The organism is Catenuloplanes nepalensis, from assembly GCF_030811575.1.
Classification (GTDB): Bacteria; Actinomycetota; Actinomycetes; order Mycobacteriales; family Micromonosporaceae; genus Catenuloplanes; species Catenuloplanes nepalensis.
This window is the reverse complement of the sequence record NZ_JAUSRA010000001.1, coordinates 2,599,348-2,617,793: the sequence shown is the minus strand read 5'-3', so window position 1 is coordinate 2,617,793 and position 18,446 is coordinate 2,599,348. Positions and strand designations below refer to the sequence as shown.

Annotated in this window: 18 protein-coding genes; 7 read left to right on the top strand and 11 right to left on the bottom strand. The window is 71.7% G+C overall.

What is annotated here, in order from left to right:
• Nucleotides 1-10 precede the first annotated feature (10 nt).
• On the bottom strand, nucleotides 11-3,586 hold the full coding sequence (locus tag J2S43_RS10965; protein ID WP_306828776.1) for a LamG domain-containing protein: 3,576 nt from the start codon (nucleotides 3,584-3,586) through the stop codon (nucleotides 11-13).
• A gap of 205 nt (nucleotides 3,587-3,791) precedes the next feature.
• Here J2S43_RS10965 and J2S43_RS10960 point away from each other — a divergent pair, with 205 nt between their 5' ends.
• Nucleotides 3,792-4,226, top strand: a complete 435-nt coding sequence (locus tag J2S43_RS10960) for a hypothetical protein (protein WP_306828775.1) — start codon at nucleotides 3,792-3,794, stop codon at nucleotides 4,224-4,226.
• Between the two features lie 36 nt (nucleotides 4,227-4,262).
• Here the strand turns inward: J2S43_RS10960 and J2S43_RS10955 are convergent, their stop codons facing one another.
• From J2S43_RS10955 to J2S43_RS10940, 4 genes are all read right to left on the bottom strand, one after another.
• Entirely contained in the window at nucleotides 4,263-4,724 is a 462-nt protein-coding gene (locus J2S43_RS10955; protein ID WP_306828774.1) for an aromatic ring-opening dioxygenase LigA, read from the bottom strand.
• A 137-nt stretch (nucleotides 4,725-4,861) separates the two neighbouring features.
• On the bottom strand, nucleotides 4,862-5,170 hold the full coding sequence (locus J2S43_RS10950; protein ID WP_370881754.1) for a GNAT family N-acetyltransferase: 309 nt from the start codon (nucleotides 5,168-5,170) through the stop codon (nucleotides 4,862-4,864).
• Between the two features lie 66 nt (nucleotides 5,171-5,236).
• Nucleotides 5,237-6,232 carry a hypothetical protein gene (locus J2S43_RS10945; RefSeq protein WP_306828773.1) on the bottom strand — a complete coding sequence of 332 codons (996 nt, stop codon included), beginning with the start codon at nucleotides 6,230-6,232 and terminating at the stop codon, nucleotides 5,237-5,239.
• Between the two features lie 31 nt (nucleotides 6,233-6,263).
• The gene (locus J2S43_RS10940; RefSeq protein ID WP_306828772.1) at nucleotides 6,264-6,434 is read right to left on the bottom strand and encodes a DinB family protein; all 171 of its coding nucleotides are present in this window, start codon (nucleotides 6,432-6,434) and stop codon (nucleotides 6,264-6,266) included.
• A gap of 140 nt (nucleotides 6,435-6,574) precedes the next feature.
• On the opposite strand from J2S43_RS10940, the gene J2S43_RS10935 reads away from it, so the two are divergent.
• Entirely contained in the window at nucleotides 6,575-7,651 is a 1,077-nt protein-coding gene (locus J2S43_RS10935) for an NAD(P)-binding domain-containing protein (RefSeq protein WP_306828770.1), read from the top strand.
• Here J2S43_RS10935 and J2S43_RS10930 read toward each other — a convergent pair whose 3' ends face one another.
• Entirely contained in the window at nucleotides 7,652-8,179 is a 528-nt protein-coding gene (locus J2S43_RS10930) for a DUF1360 domain-containing protein (protein WP_306828769.1), read from the bottom strand. It abuts the gene before it with no gap.
• 134 nt (nucleotides 8,180-8,313) lie between these two features.
• On the opposite strand from J2S43_RS10930, the gene J2S43_RS10925 reads away from it, so the two are divergent.
• Nucleotides 8,314-10,026, top strand: coding sequence for an ABC transporter permease family protein (locus tag J2S43_RS10925; protein WP_306828767.1), 1,713 nt, complete (start codon nucleotides 8,314-8,316; stop codon nucleotides 10,024-10,026).
• 492 nt (nucleotides 10,027-10,518) lie between these two features.
• Here J2S43_RS10925 and J2S43_RS10920 read toward each other — a convergent pair whose 3' ends face one another.
• Complete coding sequence (locus tag J2S43_RS10920; RefSeq protein WP_306828766.1) at nucleotides 10,519-10,929, bottom strand: pyridoxamine 5'-phosphate oxidase family protein; 411 nt, start codon at nucleotides 10,927-10,929, stop codon at nucleotides 10,519-10,521.
• Nucleotides 10,930-10,949: 20 nt separating this feature from the next.
• Nucleotides 10,950-11,789 (bottom strand): helix-turn-helix transcriptional regulator, encoded by an 840-nt coding sequence (locus J2S43_RS10915; RefSeq protein ID WP_306828765.1) that lies wholly within the window; start codon nucleotides 11,787-11,789, stop codon nucleotides 10,950-10,952.
• A 180-nt stretch (nucleotides 11,790-11,969) separates the two neighbouring features.
• Here J2S43_RS10915 and J2S43_RS10910 point away from each other — a divergent pair, with 180 nt between their 5' ends.
• Complete coding sequence (locus J2S43_RS10910; RefSeq protein WP_306828764.1) at nucleotides 11,970-12,908, top strand: SDR family oxidoreductase; 939 nt, start codon at nucleotides 11,970-11,972, stop codon at nucleotides 12,906-12,908.
• Nucleotides 12,909-13,168: 260 nt separating this feature from the next.
• Here J2S43_RS10910 and J2S43_RS10905 read toward each other — a convergent pair whose 3' ends face one another.
• Together J2S43_RS10905 and J2S43_RS10900 are read right to left on the bottom strand one after the other, a co-directional pair.
• Nucleotides 13,169-13,879 (bottom strand): ABC transporter permease, encoded by a 711-nt coding sequence (locus tag J2S43_RS10905; protein WP_306828763.1) that lies wholly within the window; start codon nucleotides 13,877-13,879, stop codon nucleotides 13,169-13,171.
• A complete protein-coding gene (locus tag J2S43_RS10900; protein WP_306828762.1) occupies nucleotides 13,876-14,589 on the bottom strand; it encodes an ABC transporter ATP-binding protein in 714 nt (237 codons plus the stop codon). The genes J2S43_RS10905 and J2S43_RS10900 overlap by 4 nt, the downstream gene beginning before the upstream one ends.
• Nucleotides 14,590-14,701: 112 nt before the next feature.
• On the opposite strand from J2S43_RS10900, the gene J2S43_RS10895 reads away from it, so the two are divergent.
• Genes J2S43_RS10895 through J2S43_RS10885 form a run of 3 tightly spaced genes read left to right on the top strand, consistent with a single transcriptional unit; the run spans nucleotide 14,702 to nucleotide 17,997 of the window.
• Entirely contained in the window at nucleotides 14,702-15,820 is a 1,119-nt protein-coding gene (locus J2S43_RS10895) for a sensor histidine kinase (RefSeq protein WP_306828761.1), read from the top strand.
• On the top strand, nucleotides 15,817-16,458 hold the full coding sequence (locus J2S43_RS10890; protein ID WP_306828760.1) for a response regulator: 642 nt from the start codon (nucleotides 15,817-15,819) through the stop codon (nucleotides 16,456-16,458). Before J2S43_RS10895 ends, J2S43_RS10890 begins: the two co-directional genes overlap by 4 nt.
• A 39-nt stretch (nucleotides 16,459-16,497) precedes the next feature.
• Nucleotides 16,498-17,997 carry a glycoside hydrolase family 43 protein gene (locus tag J2S43_RS10885; RefSeq protein ID WP_306828759.1) on the top strand — a complete coding sequence of 500 codons (1,500 nt, stop codon included), beginning with the start codon at nucleotides 16,498-16,500 and terminating at the stop codon, nucleotides 17,995-17,997.
• A gap of 51 nt (nucleotides 17,998-18,048) precedes the next feature.
• Here J2S43_RS10885 and J2S43_RS10880 read toward each other — a convergent pair whose 3' ends face one another.
• Nucleotides 18,049-18,291, bottom strand: coding sequence for a DUF3152 domain-containing protein (locus tag J2S43_RS10880; RefSeq protein WP_306828758.1), 243 nt, complete (start codon nucleotides 18,289-18,291; stop codon nucleotides 18,049-18,051).
• Nucleotides 18,292-18,446 lie beyond the last annotated feature (155 nt).

Sequence of the window (18,446 nt, the reverse complement as noted above, 5' to 3'; positions counted from 1 at the left end):
ATCGGGGTCGTCAGCCGGAAACGGCGACGAGCTCGGTCGAGAAGAGGTTCTTCACCTGGGTGTCGCTGAGCGCGCCCTGGTAAGCGTGAACATCGTCGATGCCGCCGAACCACCGGTCGGTACGCACACCGCCGAACAGCGCGCCGCCGACGACCAGCGGCCCGGATGCCTGCCACACCGGCATCAGGCTGGCCGTCGCGCCCTGCAGGACGCCGTTGACATACAGGCGAAGCTGCTTACGGGCGCTGTCGTAGACAGCGACCAGGTGAGTCCACCCGGCGGCGTCGTCGTAAGCGACCGGCTTCGCCGACCGCAACGAGTCAGCCGCGTCACCGGCTGGGGGCATCATCGAGAACGTCCAATAGTCGGACGTGACACCGTCCACCGTCCTCGGCCGCAACGACAACGCGAACGGGGTACGGTCCGGACCGTCCTGCGACACGACCGTGTGGGCACCGGTGCCGACCTGGTCGGGTTTGACCCACGCCGCGACCGTGAACGACTGGTCGGTCCGCAGGACCGGCGTGTCCTGCCACACCGGCTCGTCCTCGGATCCGACATTCCGTTGCGACCGCGCGTACTCCCGGGTCACCACGGTCGATGTCTCGTCGACAGGGTTGTCGTCCAGATACAGGCTCAATTGGTCACGGCCCACATCAACTACCGAGCCAGTCGTCAGTGACAGACGGCGGTAGAACATGTCGTCGGCCAGCACTTCACAGGTGTTCGGCCGAGTCTCGTCTCGGCAGGGGAATCCCAAATTGAACGTCCAGTACCCCACCTCGACCGAGTCGACGAAGCCGGGTTCGTCGATCTCTCCGTCCGCGGTGCGGACCGCAGTCGCGCCGGTGAAGTCGTCCGCCACCAGCAGGCGGTCGAAAATCTTGACGTCGGCGATGTTGCCGCGGAAGCGCTCGACCGAGCCGGTGCTACCCGTGTCCTGCCCGCGTCCGATGACGATCGGGTTGGTGTTGGTCGTCGGCGTGCCGAATCCGGCCGACGTCTCCGCCCCGTCCACCCAGACCTTGATCCGCTTATCCGCGCTGTCATAGCCCGCCGCGACATGCGTCCACTGGTTGACCGTGTTGGGCCTGGTCGAACACACCTCGGTACCCGCCGTGGTCGTGGTCGACGGAATCAGCAGGCACCAGGCGCTACCGGTGCTCAGCGGGCGCGCACGCAACCGGAACGGGCTGGAAGCCCCGGCGGGCGCCTCCTTCGCGATGACCGTCGACGTCACGCTCAGGTCGGTCAGCCGTACCCAGGCGGCGACCGCGTATGACTTCGTCGTGTCCAGCGCCACCCCGGTGGCCACCGCGCCCTGCGTGGCGGTTCCGGTGAACGTAGCCGTCTTACCGCCCAGGAGCCGCACGTCGTCGGTCCAGCTCAGATCCGTCGTGGTGAGCGAGCCTCCGGTGGCCGTGGCGCTGTTCTGCAGTGCCGCGGCCTCGTCCACGCCCGGGTAGGCCTGCAGACCGTAGCCCGCGATCGGCCCCGCCGGTGCGCTCACGATCAGGCTGATGCTGGTCGCCCGGCCGTTGTTCAGCGTCTTGTCGATGCCGTACGCGGTGAAGATGTTCTCCCCGTACTTGACCGTCGACAGCTTCACCGACGCCGTCATCGACTTGCTGCCGTCCGCCGCCGTCGTCAGCGTCGCCGCGATCTCCTTGTCAGGGGGGTTCTTCCACCCGTACCGGAACTTCGTCACGTCCAGCGACGGGGTGCTGATCGTGAACGCCGCCTCCCCACCCGGCCCCGGCACCTCCGACGTGCGGATCACCGACGGCTCGGCCGGCACCGTCGTGTCCGGATAGAACTCACACCAACCCGACCACGGGCTCGACTGGTTGTACGGCGCCGGATCCTTGGTCTGGACGCGGAACGCGTACCGCTTGCCGTTCTGGATCGTCACCTGCACCGGCGAGGACTGCGCGTTCGCGGACTGGTTCGTCACCGTCGACGTCGACACCGGATACGTGCCGTCGTTGACCTGACCGGCGCCGGAGATCTGCTTCCACTGGAACGTCGCCGCAAGCTTCTGCGTCGTGTCCGCGTCCGGCAGCCGCGCGTACAGCCGCGGGGTCAGCGTCCCGGTCGAGATCGGCACGCTGCAGTCGGTGTTCGGCTCGACCATCAGCCGCTCCGGCGTACCCGGGATGCTGTCGTATTCCACGATCAGCCTCGCGTCGTCGGCGTAGAACGTCTTCCACCGGACCGCGTAACCCTCCATCGCACCGCTGGGGTCGCAGGCGCAGAACCCGAACGTGATGTCGGTCCAGCGGCCGCTGGCCGCATCCTGAACCTGCGTGCGGACCGCGGCATTGTCGAACTGCACAATCATGTCCAGCCGTTCCTGGCCACACCCACCGGCGTCGTTCGCGTGCGAGGACGCCGCAACCAGCGCCCGGCGCAGTTTCGTCGACCACGCCACCCGGCCGCCGCTGCTACCGGTCCCGATCACGTCCGACAGCCACATCGACGTCGGCGTGAAGTCACACGACCAAGAATGGTCCAAGTTCATCTGCACCCGCGCGGAGTGGATGTACTTCCCGGCCAGGTCCGAGGACAGGAATTTGAAGAACGACCGGTGGATGTTCTCCGACCCCGGGTTCCAGCCGACGCGTGCCCGGTCGTGGTGGTTGTTCACGTTGTCATTCGTCGCGTACGCCCACTTCGCCGGCTTCTTGTCCCACGCCGGGTCGATAAACAGCGGAAAGTGCTGCTCCGGCGCGTCCAGCATGCCCGCGTCCGGGACCAGCCGCAGGTCGCCCTGCGCGGTCACCTCGGTCCGTACCGTCGCCGTGTTCGACAGGTCACCCGGCCCGGCCGGAGTCGACGGCACCCCGGACGCCGCCATCCGGGCCTGCGCCCCCACCGGCGGCGCCGCCGAGTCCCACATCGTCGGTGCACCCGCCGTCGCGAGGATCTTGCGATCCGCCACCGCCCGCAGCCCGCCGTCCGGCAGCGCGGTTACCGACGCGTCCCCGCCGACGTCGATCGTCACCGACCGCACCGACTCCGCCGCCTCCGGCGTGTTCACCACCAGCACATGCGTGAACCCGGTCCACGTCGCCCGCAACACCAGATCAACACCCTCGAGCACGCCACGGTACGTCGCGGAGTCCCCGCTCACCTCCGGCGCCGGAAGATCCCCCGGCCAGGACAACTCCAGCGTGTGCCCACCGTCCGCCAGCGTCACCATCGGCTCGTCACCACCGTTGGAGAACCGCACGTCCGCGATCGACGCTCCCGGCCGCACCGTCCCGTCCGGCCGCACCGACAGGTCCAGATCCGTCTCCGACCACGACCCGTCCGCGTGGCGCACGTGCTTCGGCACCACCGTGGACTCCATCACGAACCGACCGGACGGCTCCGCGAACACCTGCGAGTACTCGGTGCGCTCCGCCAGCACCTCGACCCGCTCACCGGTCTCCGCCGCGCGCTCTACTTCGGACTTGGGCTCGACCGCCACCGCGGGCTCCGCCAGCAGCGGATGCAGCGATAAACCCACCACACCGGACAGTAGAAGTGCGAGTTTGCGCCGCGACGACGAACGAACCGCGCGCAGGATGACGCCACGTGACACAGTGGTCTCCCCCGGTGATCAAGATCAGCCGCAGGAACTCTAGAGCGCCGACACCCAGGAAGTAAACAGGAATTACAAGGCGTATTCACAGAACGGGCATACCCACTTGATCATCACGGGCCGTGACGAAGCGGCGCCATTCACCTACATGCAGTGGGCGACAGTGCGACACGCGGGCGTCGGCGCGGCGTGCATAATCTGCGCCGTGAACAATCCGGCGCCAAGCCAGTCCCCCGAACCCGCCTCAGCCCGGCGGCGTCTCCCCCTGCTGATCGGCGCCGGCATCGTCGTCGTTCTTGCGGTGGCGGCGGCGGTTGCGTACGCCGTGTACCCGCGGGAGGACTCCGGTGTCGTCGCCTGCCGGCGCCTCGCCGCGGTCTCGGCATCCGGCGACCGGCCCGCCCTGACCCTCGACGAGACGCGTGAGATAGTCGATCTCCTCGCCGGCTCCGGCAACGCCGACCTCGCTCGGACCGGCGGCACCTACCAGGACATGTTCGAACTCCTGGACTCGGGCGAGCGCGACACCACCGACGTGCTCTCCGGCTTCCCCGCCTCGCTGACCCTCATCACGCAGACCTTCCGGGCCTGCGGCGACGCCGGCGTCGAGGTACCCACGCCCCACCTCACTCGCAAGTAGACCGGCGCGGTCCGCGCCGGTCTACGAGAAGCCTTGTCAGACGGCCGGAGTGAGCCGGCGGCCGATCATGGTGATGCTGTAGCCGATGATGGCGAACAGCACGCCCAGCCCCATCGCCATCGCCGCGATCCCGAACGACACCACCGACGTGAACAGCGACGAGCGCAGGAACGAGCCGGTCATCACGGTCTCCCGGGTCGGGTCCTGCCGGTCCAGCTCGGCATAGGTCTTGCCGCCGCTGGCCTCGAGCGCGTGCTTCTCGATCACCTGCGTTTCCGCGTACGCGGTCAGCGGCCCGTCGATCTTCTCGCCCGCGAACCACTCCGCGTCCGCCGAGACCGTGATCCGCTCGTCCGCGAGCTGGCTCTGCACCGTGAACCACACCGCCGCGCCCGCGACCAGCAGCACCGCACCGCCCAGGATCGTCAGCAGCCCGAGCAGCCGCAGCGCTCCCCCGGCCCGCCCCGTCACCACGACGCTTCCGTCCTTCTCCGCCATGATCCGCTCCTCAGCGTCGCCGTTCCCACATCCGGTGAGCCCCTGGCCCGCCGGACTCAGAATGCGCCGCTCCCCCGCCCGCCCACACGTGCCGAACGCCCCTCCCACCCGGGACGTCCGGCCGAAAAGCAACAGGGTCAAATGCCTTCGCGGGTACGGGTGGCAGCCCCCGCGAGGCGAACGCTCAACTGGGAGCCGAGCTCGCGAAATCCGAGCGCCCGCGCCACCCGCCGGGACGCCTTCGGCCGGGCCCGCCACTGCGGCAGCAGCCGGGATCGCAGCGCATCGGCGACGGCCGCGGTGGCGACCGCACGCGCGAGCCCTCGTCCGCGCTCGGCCGGCGCGATCAGCACACTGACATGCGCGGTATTCCCGGCCCAAACCTGACATCCCGCCGCCGCCACGACCTCCGTGCCCGTTCTCACCACGAACGCCGCCGACGTGATCTCGGCCAGCCCAGCACTTGTGACGCGCCGCTGACGATCTGGGCGCGAGGCCGAGAATCTCCGATATCAACGGGATGGCCGGGCCGTCAGCCGGAGCAGGGTGGCGTCGTTGTGGCCGTATTTGGCCTGGAACAGGGCGGTGGCGCGGGCACGGTTCTCCGGGGTTGCCTCGGCTGCTCGGTAGCGCGTCTCGCCCGCCACGATCTCGCCGTCCGGCGGCGGGTCGAGGGCCACCCGCGGGTCGAGCGCCACCCACGGATCGTCGTCGCAGAGCACGTACCGCACGTCGCGTTCGGTCGGCTCGCCGTGGACCGTGAAGCGCAGGTGGAGGCGGCAGTGGTCGGCGATCGGGTGCAGGCCGGCGGCGTTCCATCGGCCGTCGAACGCCTCCAGGGCCAGCGCGCCCAGGTCGCCGTGCACCTGGACCTCGCGCTGCTGGTTCTCGCTCACCCGCCGCGCGCCGAAGCGGCCGTAGGACAGCCAGTCGTCGACGCGGTAGAACGCGTGCGCCGGGCCGACCGGGCTGATCCCGACCGCGAACAGCGCCTGGTGCTCCGCCGGCAGCGTGGCGATCAGCGCGTCCAGACGGTCGATGTTCTGCCGGATCAGCGCCACGGCGTCGGTCGGCGCGGTCTGCCGTCCGCGGGCCGCCGCGTCCGCGGACGCCGGGTCGGTCAGCATGATCCGGAAGCGAACGTCGCGTTCCAGCGCGCCGTGTACGGCCGCGATGAACGCCCGCTCGTACGGCGGCTCCAGCAGACCGGTCCAGAACTTCCAGATGTCCACCCGGTACTGCGCGCGCTCGATCCGCTGGATCACGTCCCGGTAGTCGAGGCTGTTGCGCCGGCGCACCACGTTCCGGTTGAGCGCCACCACGGCCGGCTGCAGCACCAGCACCGCGAGCACCAGGTCGATCAGGTTCGACCCGATGTTGATGCGCAGCTGTGTACCCAGCCCCGGTGTGTCCCGGATCGGCCACAGCGTCACCAGGGCGCCGAGCACCAGCCCGGCGCCGATCAGAACGTAGACATAGGACAGCCGCCGCCACATGACGTCAATCATGACGACCGTTGTCGATTTTCGAGGCCTCGGGTCAGTCGCGTTGCAGCAGTCCTCTGAGGTGGTGCCACACCGGCCACCCGACCGTGTTCGCGCCGTCGGCCGGCGCCCAGCGCAGCTGCTCCGGCGCGAGGCCGTCGATCGCGCCGTCGACCAACACCGGCAGACGCCCGAACGCGTCGAGCAGGACATCATCAACTCGCATGGACGAAGCGTACTCAGAGCACTCTTTGTCCGCAGACGCCATATTCCGCCCGGCCGCCGGTGCGCTCCACCGGCGGCCGGGGCCGCGCCGGTACGTACCATCGAAGGGTTCTTGATCTTCTGGGTTCGGTGAGGGACAGCATGTCTGACGGCAGCGCGACCGTGGTGGTCATCGGGGGTGGGCAGGCCGGGCTGTCGGCCGGGTATCACCTGAAGCGGCGTGGGTTCGTGAGCGCGGTCGACGAGCCGGGGGCGGCGCGGACGTTCGTGGTGCTGGACGCGGAGAGCGCGCCCGGGGGTGCGTGGCGGCACCGCTGGGAGTCGCTGCGGATGGCGACGGTCAACGGGATCTTCGACCTGCCGGGGTTCCCGAAGCCGCCGATCGACCCGGACGAGCCGAGCCGGACCGCGGTCCCACGCTACTTCGCGGCGTTCGAGGCGCAGGCGGGGCTGCCGATCCTGCGGCCGGTCACCGCCGAAAGGGTGCTGCCGGGCGACGAGCTCACGGTGGAGACGGATCAGGGGCGCTGGCGCGCCAAAGCGATCATCAACGCCACGGGTACGTGGACGAATCCGCAGCGACCGCACTACCCGGGGCAGGAGACGTTCCGGGGCGTTCAACTGCACACGCACGAGTACGTGGATGCCGCCCGGTTCGCCGGGAAGCGGGTCGCGGTGGTCGGCGGCGGGATTTCCGCGGTGCAGCTGCTGGAGGAGATCTCCCGGGACGCGACCACGTTCTGGTACACCCGGCGGGAGCCGGTCTTCCGGGACGGGGACTTCACGCCGGAGGTGGCCGGCCGGGAGGTGATCGCGAAGGTGACCGCGGACGTCGAGGCGGGGCGGCCGACCGGCAGCGTCGTCTCCTACACGGACCTGATCTGGACGCCGTACGCGCTGGCCGCGAAGGCCCGGGGTGCGCTGGAGCGGCGGCCGATGTTCACCGCGATCGAGCCGGACGGCGTCCGGGAGGCGGACGGGGCGTTCACGCCGGTCGACGTGATCCTCTGGGCGACCGGGTTCAAGGCCGCGCTCGCCCACCTCGACCCGCTCGGCCTGCGCACCCCGGCGGGCGGGATCCGGCTGGCCGGTACCGAGGTGGCCGGCGAACCGCGCGTGCACCTGATCGGGTTCGGGCCGTCGCAGTCCACCGTGGGTGCGAACCGGGCCGGCCGGGACGCGGTGCGCGCGCTGGTCACGTACCTCGGCCGGTCCTGATCATTCGGCCGCGTCCGGCGCCTTCTTCATCGCGTCGTAGGCGAGCTGCAGGAAGTCGGAGACCGCGGTCGCGGTGAGCGCGGTCGCGGCCAGCCGGGTCAGCCGCGGTGCCAGCACCAGGCCGCCGGTCAGGCCGGTGGCCACCCAGACGCCCAGGCAGAACGGGCAGGTGATCAGCTCGCCGAGGCTGTGCCGGACGGTGCTGCCCTCGTCGCGCACCTCCTCGTTGATCTCGGCGGCGCCGGCCGGGCCGGTGTACCGGGTGAGCGGCGCGCGCAGCGGGCTGGTCACCGCGCCCTTCGCCAGCAGCCGGCTGAGTTTGTGAGTGGCGATCGAGATCAGTGCGACGTCGGTGAGCGCCGGTCGTTCCGGCATCGGCCGCCCGGTGAGCCGGGCCGCGGCGGTGAGGGTGGCCGCGAGACCGCCGAACGCGGCGAGCGCGGTCGCGTAACCCTGCAGCGGCCGGTGCTCGTGCGGCGCGTACCGGAGCGCGACTCGATCGAGTGCGGTCTGGTCGGTGTTCAACATCCGTGTTCCTCCAGTGGCGTCGCCTGTGCTTCGCGGGTGACTACCCCTGATCAGGGCGGACCACTCCCCCCAATGGTGTTGCCCGTGACGGCTACCATCGCGGCGACCCGACCCGGATGATCGAGGTGACCGGAGTGTCCTACCCACCTTCCCGCACCGCCCGCCCGATCGGCCTGCTGCTCGTGGTGCCCGCGCTGCTGGCGCTGCTCGCCGGATATGTCGTGCCCGGCGCGCGAACGCTGTGGAACAGCTTTCACGACGTCGCCCTCCTGGGCGGCAGCGACGAGTTCACCGGCCTCGACAACTACTCCCGGATCGCCGAGCTGGGCTTCTTCGGCGGCCTGGGCTTCACGCTGGCGATCGCGGTGCTGCCGGTCCTGGCCGCGTGCGTGCTCGCGCCGGCGCTGGCCTGGCTCGCCCACCGGGCCGGCACGCCCGGCCGGCTGGTCACCCGGCTCGGCCTGGTGCTGCCGATGGTGATCGTGACGCCGGTCGGCCTGTCGCTGGCCTGGCTGGCCGCGCGGGGCCGATCGGCCCGCGAGCCGCTGGAGGCGCAGCTCTTCGTCGGCCAGGTGTTCTGGCTGACGCTGTTCGGCCTGCTGGTCGGCGCGGGCGTGACCGTGTTCCTGGCCGTGCTGCGCCGCAGCGGCACCGGCGGCCGGCCGGTCCGCGCGGTCGTCGCGGTCGGGCTGGTCGCCGGGCTCACCGTCGTGGCGTACGCGGTGCAGACCTGGTCCTATCCGTTCGCGCTCACCCAGGGCGGGCCACGCGAGGCGACCATCACGCCGATGCTGGCCGTCTACAGCGCCGGTTTCCGGACGTTCGACCTCGGCGCCGGCGCGGCCGGCGGGACCCTGCTCGCGCTCCTGCTCGGCCTGCTCGGGCTGGCCGCGGTCGCGGTGCTGGTCCTCGCCCGGGTCCGCGCCGACGTTGTCGGCCCGCGGACCGGTGCGCGGCCGGTATCGCCGCTGCCGCTGATCGGCGCGCTCGCGTTGCTCGCGATCGTGCTCGCGGTCGCCGGTTACGCGCTGTGGCCCTGGCTGTTCCCGCCGGACACCGGCGCGGGACAAATCGAGGGGGTGGGCAGCGCGTTCAACACCTGGGGACCGCCGATCATCTCCACCGTCGACGGGGTCGTGCTGGCCGCGTTCGCCGGGTTCGGCATCGGCGCGATGCGCCCGTTCGGCGACCGCAGCGAGCTGCTGCTCTTCGTCTTCGCGCCGTGGCTGTTCGTCGGCACCGGCCCGTTCAGCATGGTCCACTTCCAGACGCTGAGCGACCTGGACCTGCTCGACACCGCGCTGGCGGTGCTGCCGCCGGTCCACCTGAGCATCCCGGCGCTGGTCGTCTTCACGCTGCTGTTCCGCGGTCTGGCCGAGGCGCGGCCGGGCAGCCCGGCGCGCACGCTGCTGCCCGCGCTGCCGATGGTCGCGGTGGTCGGCGGGATCACGTACGTGATGCAGACTCAGGACGCGTACTGGCAGGTCATCACGGTCCTCGACCCGGAGCGGATGCCGCTTCCGGCCGCGGCGCTGACGGTGGGCGGCGAGCGTGCCCTCGCCGACGTGGCCGCGCTGCCGCTGCCGATCGCGGCGGTGGTGCTGTTCGCGCTGGTCCTGGCCGCGCTGCAGTTCTTCTACCTGGACCGGCTCTCGATCCGCACCACGCCGGCGGCGGAGCCGTCCCTCACCGCGGCGCCGGGCATCGGCCAGCCGTCCGGCTACCCACCGGCGGGATATCCACCAGCGGGCTACCCACCGGCGGGGCATCCGCCGGCGGCGAGCTATCCGCCGGTACCGGGTTATCCGCCGCCGGCGCCGGGCTCCGCGCCGCCGGGCAGCCGGTAGATCTCGTCCCGGGCGACGGGACATCAAAACCATAAAGGCGATGAAGGGCATCTTCCCGCTTCCGGCGTGGGCACTTTGCGAGTGCTCCCGCGGGCACCGGTCGTCGCCCAGGGGCTCCTCCCTGCCAGCCGGGTGGATGGCCGGGCCAAGAGCACGCGGCTGCCGTCGTGGTCACGAACCCTGCCGCGCACTCACGCGCCCAACACACTCACGCGCCCAACACACTCACGCGCCCAACACACTCACGCGCCCAACACACTCACGCGCCCAACACACTCACGCGCCCAACGCACTCACGCGCCCAACGCACTCACGCGCCCAACGCACTCACGCGCCCAACGCACTCACGCGCCCAACGCACTCACGCGCCCAACGCACTCACGCGCCCAACGCACTCACGCGCCCAACGCACTCATGATCGAGGCGTCGCTCAAGTCGTCAGAACGACTTGAGCGACGCCTCGATCATGGAACTGCCGGGCGGGCCGGAGGGTCAGACCGAGAAGCGGTTGACCTTCTCCGGGTGGAGGACCAGGCGGACGATGCCGGAATTCCGCCAGTCCTCGAGGAGTTTGCGCTGCTCCGGGCCGGTCGTCGCCCAGAAGCGCTCGCCGAGGCGGGCGGCCAGCTCGTAGGCGCCGTCGTCGTGCAGCGTGATCGTGCCCTCCACGGCCACCCAGTGCTCCGGCTCGCCGACCGGCGCGGCCACGACCACGGAGGCGCGGGGCTGCTCGCGGATGCGCTCGATCTTGCCGTCCGGCTCGGAGAACATCTGCAGCGTGCCGTCGTCGCCCGCCTCGAACCACACCGGGCGCGGCGACGGCCACCGGTCGCCGCGCGGCGCGATCGTGAGCATGGCGTAGAGCGGCCGGGCGAGCAGCGCGAGATCCTGTTCGGTGAACATGCGTTCCACCATAGGACCGGTCAGACCGCGGCGCCCGCTCCGATGACGGAGAGCAGCTGGAGGCGCTCGTAGCTGACGCTGCCGGGCGCGACCGTGTAGACCAGCATCCGGTGCGACTGACCGGGGTCGACCAGCGACTGGCAGTTCAGGTCGATCTGGCCGACCTCCGGGTGGATGAAGCGCTTGCCCTCGTCGAAGCCGATGTTGACCTCGTGCGTGTTCCAGTGCGTCCGGAAGTCCTCGCTGCGTTCCAGCAGCAGCTCGGCGATCCTGGCCGGGTGGGAGCCGGGGCCGCGCAGTGTGACCAGCGCGCGCAGCCCGGACGCGAAGACGCGGGAGTGGTGCGCGTGATCGTCCGGGTGGTAGAGCGCGCGGGTGGCCGGGTCGGTGAACCAGCGGTAGCCGATGCTGCGCGACGGCCCGGTGTAACGCGTCAGGTCGCCGACCAGCGCGACGCCGAGCGGGGTCTGCCGGAGCGTCTCGCCCATCTCGGTGACGATCTCGGCCGGCGTGTCGGTGAGCCGGTCGAAGATGCGCAGCAGGCCCGGGCTGATGTGCTCGCTGACCGTACCCCGCGGGGGTGGGTTGTGCCCGGCCAGGCGGAACAGGTGGTCGCGTTCGTCGAGGGACAGGTGCAGGCCCTGGGCGATCGACGCGATCATCTGCTCGGACGGGTGCGGTCCGCGCTCGCGCTCCAGGCGGCTGTAGTAGTCGGCGGAGATGTGGCAGATCGAGGCCACCTCCTCGCGGCGCAGGCCGGCCGTGCGGCGGCGCTGCCCGCGCGGCAGACCGACGTCCTCCGGCTGCAGGGACTCCCGGCGGCGGCGCAGGAAGTCCGCGAGTCCGGCTCGGTCGATCACGGGCGTCTCCTCCGTGTTGGTCGTGTCCGACCGTTGTACCAGCCCGCGCCGGAGCCCAGCCACGGATCGCCGATCCCCCCTTGACAGCGTGGGACTCAGAGGCCCTGGCTGTCCTCCGGCGTCGCGCCCAGGCTGGTCAGCATCACCCCACGGGGACCAACACCAGCAGGAGCGTCAGACATGGCACGCACGAAGACGGACGTCACCGTTCCCAGCCTCGCCGGGAAGACCGTCGTGGTCACCGGCGCCAGCGACGGCATGGGGCTGCACCTGGCGACGCGGCTCGCCGGCGCCGGTGCCGAGCTGGTCCTGCCGGTCCGCAACCGCCGCAAGGGCGACGCCGCGCTCGCGGCGATCCGGGAGCGGCACCCGCGGGCCGCGGTGTCGCTGCGGGACCTCGACCTGTCGTCGCTGGAGTCGGTCGCCGCGCTCGGCGCCACGCTGCGTGACGAGGGCCGCCCGATCCACGTCCTGATCAACAACGCCGGCGTGATGCACCCGCCGACGCACCTGACCACGGCGGACGGGTTCGAGCTCCAGTTCGGCACGAACCACCTGGCGCACGTCGCGCTGGTCGCCCACCTGATGCCGCTGCTGCGCCTCGGCCGGGCCCGGGTGACGTCGCAGCTCAGCATCGCGGCCCGGTCCGGCGAGATCAACTGGGACGACCTGAACTGGGACCGGGAGTACGACGAGCAGCGCGCGTACCGCCAGTCGAAGATCGCGTTCGGCCTGTTCGGGCTGGAGCTGCAGCGGCGCAGCCAGGCCGGCGGCTGGGGCATCACCAGCAACATCTCGCACCCCGGTCTCGCGGCGACCAACCTGCTCGCCGCGCGACCCGAGGTCGGCCGGTCCTCGGACCAAGTGGCGGTACGGCTGATCCGCGCCATGTCCCGCGTCGGCCTGACCGGCACGCCGGAGACCGCGATGCTGCCCGCGCTCTACGCCGCGGTCTCCCCGGACGGCAAGCCCGGCCGCTTCTACGGCCCGCAGGGTCTCGGCAACGTCTCCGGCGGCCCCGGCGAGCAGCAGCTCTGGCCGCCGCTGCGCAGCGAGTCCGAGGCCGCCCGCATCTGGGACATGTCCGAGAAGCTGGCCGGCGTCTCCTTCCCGGCCTGACCGGCCGACCGAGCCGGGCGGAACCTGGCCCGCCGACCATCGGCGAATCGCGCCGGCCGGCGGCCCGGCGGCTCGTGAACGCGGCGGCCGGCGAGGCCGGGCACCCACGACCCGGCCGCCGGTCAACCGGCCGAGCGCCGGTCAACCGGCCGAGCGGCGGTCAGCAGTCCCGGCGGTCAGCAGTCCCGGCGGTCAACCGGCCGAGCGGCGGTCAGTGGTCCCGGCGGGCTGCGGTCCCGGCGGGGTGTGGGGCGCGGTCGCTACCAGCGGAAGAAGCGGATGGCGAGCAGCGTGCAGAGCGTGGCGCAGACGGCCAGGCTGATCAGGCTGGGCGGGTGCGCGCCGGCCCCGGTCCACGCGTCACCGAGCGCGCGGACCGCCGCGCCGAACGGCAGCGCCTCGCCGGTACGCACGACCGCCTCCGGCAGGCGCGCGGTCGGCCCGAACATGCCGCCGGCCGCGCCGAGGCCGAAGAAGACGGCCAGGCCGATCGCCACCGCCGAGTTCGCGGTCGGCGCGAGCGCGGCGACGACCAGGCCCACCGCGAACATCGCGGCCGTGACCAGCAGCAGCACGGCCGCGGTGAGCAGCGGTCCGGCCGGTGCGGCGGCACCGAACCCGGCCACCGCGACCAGCCCGGCGAGCAGCACGCCGGCCAGCACCTGCAGGCCACCGGCGACCAGCTGCGCGACGAGCACCGCGGCCGGGTGCACCGGCGTCACCGCGAGCCGGCGGAGCACGCCGGTCCGCCGGTAGACCGCGAGGAAGCTGGGCACGTTGACGATCCCGATCGTGCCGGTCACGACCGCGATCACGATCGGGAGCACGTACCGCGCGAGGGCCTCGGACGGCACGTTCAGCGCGTTGCCGACCAGGATCAGCATGGGCAGCGCGACGGGGATCACCAGGCCGGCCGTGTCCCGGGAGACCGTCCGCAGCTCCGCACCGATCAGCAGCCGCGCGGCCCTCACCCGGCCCCTCCGGTCAGCGTCAGGAACGCCTCGTCGAGCGTGTCGCCGCCGGTCCGGGCGATCAGCGCGGCCGGCGTGCCGGTGGCGAGCACGCGGCCGCGGTCGAGCAGCACCACCCGGTCGCAGAGCCGCTCCACCTCCTCCATCGCGTGGCTGACCAGCAGCACCGTCATCCCGTCCGCGCGCAGGCCGGTGATCACCCGCCACAGGTGCCGGCGGGCCTCCGGGTCCAGGCCGGTGGTCAGCTCGTCGAGCAGCGCCACCCGGGGGCGGCCGGTCAGCGCGACCGCGATCGAGGTGCGCTGTGCCTCGCCGCCGGACAGGTTCTCGAACCGGGTGTCCCGCACTCCCGTCAGCCCCAGCGTCTCGATCAGCTCGTCCGGGTCGGCGCCGGTGGCGTGGAAGCCGCGGTGCAGCCGGACCAGTTCCCGGACCGTCAGCGACGGGTGCAGCGCCGCGTCCTGGAGTTGCACGCCGAGCAGCCGGCGCACCTCGCGCCGGTCCGCGATCGGGTCGAGCCCGCGGACCCGGGCGGTGCCACGGTCGGGGCGGAGCAGCCCGGCGATCACGCCCACGGTGGTGGACTTGCCCGCGCCGTTCCGGCCGAGCAGACCGACGACCTCGCCGTCCGCGACGGTGAGGTCCACGCCGTTCAGCGCGGTTCTCCTCCCGTACCGTTGATGCAGGTTCCTGACCTCGATTGCCGTCATGCCGCCGACGCTAGGAGCGGCGACGTGGCCGGCGCGCGTGCGGGCGGTCACCTCCGGCACCCATGACCTCCGGCACGGGCGCGGGCGGCCGGGCCCTTCCTATGCTGGGCGGATGAGGCGTTTCGACCCGGACCTCTGGAGCGCGGTCTACGGCACGATGATCTGCGCCGCGGTCGGCCTGCCGGTGCTCGTGGTCGGCGCGCGCGGCGGCGACCTGGTCACGGTCCCGGTGGCGGTGTGGTGGCTGCTGTTCGGCGGCTACGTGCTGACCCAGACGCTGTGCACGTGGCTCGACCACCGGTTCGGCCGCCCGGCGATCCGCGGTTTCCTCGCCGCCCAGGTGATCATCGGTGCCGCGCTCGCGCTGACCGCGCCACGCGCCGGCTGGACGTCCATCCTGCTGATCTACACGGCCGCGCTCAGCGTCTACGTCGTGAGCTGGCCGCTGACGCTGGCCGTCATCGGGCTGAACACCGCGGTCGCGATGGCCGCGGCCGGGCTGGGCGGCCAGTCCGCCGCGGCCGTGGCCGTGACCGGCGTGCTCTACCTGCTGCTCCAGGTCGCGTCCGCGCTGGGCGTGCTCGGCCAGCGGCGCGCCGAGGAGAGCAACCGGCGGCTGTCCGCCGCGCACACCGAGCTGCGCGCGGCCGGGGTGCTGCTGGCGGAGTCGTCCCGTGCGGACGAGCGGCTGCGGATCGCCCGGGAGCTGCACGACCTGCTCGGCCACCAGCTGACCGTGCTGACGCTGGAGCTGGAGACGGCCACGCACAGGGCCGACCCGGCCGAGCACGTGGCGCGCGCCAACCAGGTGGCCCGCGCGCTCCTGGCGGACGTGCGCGCGACCATGGGTGAGCTGCGGCGGCGCGCGCCGGATCTGCGCGGCACGCTGGAGCGGATCGTGGCGGATCTGCCGGCGCCCGCGGTGCACCTGAGCATCGGCGCGGACGTGCGGACCGACGAGGCGCGCACGGCCGCGCTGATCCGCTGCGTGCAGGAGGTGGTGACGAACGCGATCCGGCACGCGCACGCGACCGAGCTGTGGATCGACATCCGCACCGGGGACGACGGGGGAATCCGGTTCGAGGCCCACGACGACGGGCCGGGCGCGGCGCGCGTGGTGATGGGCAACGGCCTGACCGGCATCGTGGAGCGGGTGCGCGAGCTGGGCGGCCACGCCCGTTTCGACGGCCGCACCGGCTTCCGGGTGACGGCCGAGGTGCCGGCGCCGTGATCCGCGTCTGCCTGGTCGACGACCAGACGCTGGTGCGGCAGGGCATCAGCGGCCTGCTCGGCGTCACCGGCGAGGTCGAGGTGATCGCCGAGGCCGGCGACGGCGCGGCCGCGGTCGAGGCGGTCGCGCGGGACCGGCCCGACGTGGTCCTGCTCGACCTGCGCATGCCGGGCCGCGACGGCATCTGGGCGCTGCGCGCGCTCCGCGCGCGTGGCATCGACGTGCCGGTGCTGGTGCTGACCACGTTCGACGACGACGAGTTGGTGCTCCAGGCCGTCCGGGCCGGTGCCGCCGGATATCTGCTCAAGGACGTGACGCTGGACCAGCTGATGGGCGCGGTCCGCACGCTGGCGGCCGGTGGCACGCTGGTCCAGCCCGCGATCACCGACCGTCTGCTGCGCGCGGTCCGGGCCGGCTCACCGCCCGAGCCGCTCCCGCAGCGCCCGATCCTGACCGACCGCGAGCGGGACGTGCTGCGGCTGCTGGCAAGTGGGTACGCCAATCGCGAGATCGCGGCCGCGCTGTTCCTGGCCGAGGGCACGGTCAAGAACCACGTCTCCAGCGTCCTCTTCAAGCTCGGCGTCAAGGATCGCACCAGCGCGGTGCTGCACGCCCTGCGGCACGGCCTCCTCGGCTGACTCTTGACGGAGTGGCGACTCAGCGGCAAACATCGTGAGATGTCGATTTCTGCAAGGATTGTCGCCGGACTGCTCGCCCTCGTCACAGCCGGAGCACCCGCCGTCGCCACCGCCGGGGCGCCCGCGTCGGCCGCGCCGCCGGAGCAGACCACCGCGGAGGCGGGGAATCCGTTCGTCTCCGGGTGGTACGCGGATCCGGACGTGGCGATCTACGGTGACCGCTACTACGTGTTCCCGACCGCCTCCCGGCCGTACGATCAGCAGACTTTTCTCGATGCCTTCTCCTCGGCCGACCTGGTCAACTGGACCAAGCACCCGAACGTGCTGACCACCGCGGACGTCTCCTGGGCACGGCGCGCGGTGTGGGCGCCCGCGCCGATCGCCCGGAACGGGAAGTACTACCTCTACTTCGCCGCGAACGACATCCAGAGCAACGCGGAGCTGGGCGGCATCGGCGTGGCCGTGGCGGACCGGCCGGAGGGGCCGTACCGGGACGCGATCGGCCGGCCGCTGATCGAGCGGTTCGTCAACGGTGCGCAGCCGATCGACCAGGACGTGTTCATCGACGACGACGGTCAGGCCTACATCTACTACGGCGGCTGGGGGCACGCGAACGTCGCCCGCCTGAACGCGGACATGACCAGCCTCGGCACGTTCCCGGACGGCACCGTGTTCAAGGAGATGACCCCCAGCGGGTACGTCGAGGGCCCGCAGATGTTCAAGCGCAACGGCGTCTACTACCTGATGTGGTCCGAGGGCGGCTGGACCGGGCCGAACTACTCCGTCGCGTACGCGATGTCCGACTCCCCCACCGGCCCGTTCACCCGCCTGGACCGGGTGCTCGCGCAGGACCCGGCCGTGGCCCGCGGCGCCGGCCACAACTCGGTGATCAACGTGCCCGGCACCGACATCTGGTACATCGTCTACCACCGCCGCCCGCTCAGCGAGACCGACGGCAACTCCCGCGAGCTGGCCTACGACCGGATGCACTTCAACGCGGACGGCACGATCCGGCGCGTCACCATGCTGGTCAAGGACAACTTCGCGGACGGCAACGCGTACGGCTGGCGGACGTTCGGCGGCACCTGGACCGCGGCCGGCGGCTCCTATCAGGCGGCGCACTCCTACGGCGGCAAGTCGCTGCTCGACGACAACCACGCGAACGCGGTCCACGACCTCGATGTCACGATCGGCTCCGGGCCGGGCGACGCCGGCCTGGTCTTCCGGGCCACCTCCGCGGCGACCGGCACCGACGCCTACCGTGGCTACTACGCCGGGATCACGCCGCGCGGCCAGGTCATCCTCGGCCGGGCCGACAACAACTGGACGCCGCTGGCCGCCGCGCCGCTCGCCGTCACCCCGGGCCGCCCGTACCACCTGCGGGTCGAGGCCACCGGCTCGACGCTGCGGGTCTTCGTCGACGACCTGACCACGCCGCGGATCACGGTCACCGACGCCACGTTCAGCTCCGGCCGCTCCGGCGTCCGCGTCTTCGACACCAGCGCGTCCTTCGACAACCTCGCCATCGCCAACCGCTGAGCCCTCCATGATCCAGGCGTCCCCATTCATGGGGCCGCCTGGATCAGGATTTCAGGGCAGGAGGGGTCCGGTGACGAACTCGCCGGCCGGGGTGAACGGCCAGACGTTCGGGCGGCATCCGTCGAGGCCCATCGACTGCTGCATCATCACGGGCGCGAGTTCCCCTCGGCCGGGACAGCCCTGGTGAGCGAACCCCAGGAAATGCCCTATCTCGTGGTTCATCACGCCGGCGTGGTAGTCCTGCACCGATCCCCAGGCGGGTAGACCCTGGAGCCATCGCATCAGGTTGATCATGACCAGATCGCCGAAGGTGCCGGCCGTGCCGGACTGACCGTGCGCGCCGCGGATCTCGCGGCCCTTCGGTGACCACCCGGGGACCGGCTCGTGGCGGTGGTCGAGCGGGCGGCGGACTTCAGCGCCGCCACCACCGATCTGTGGCTGCCGGTCGA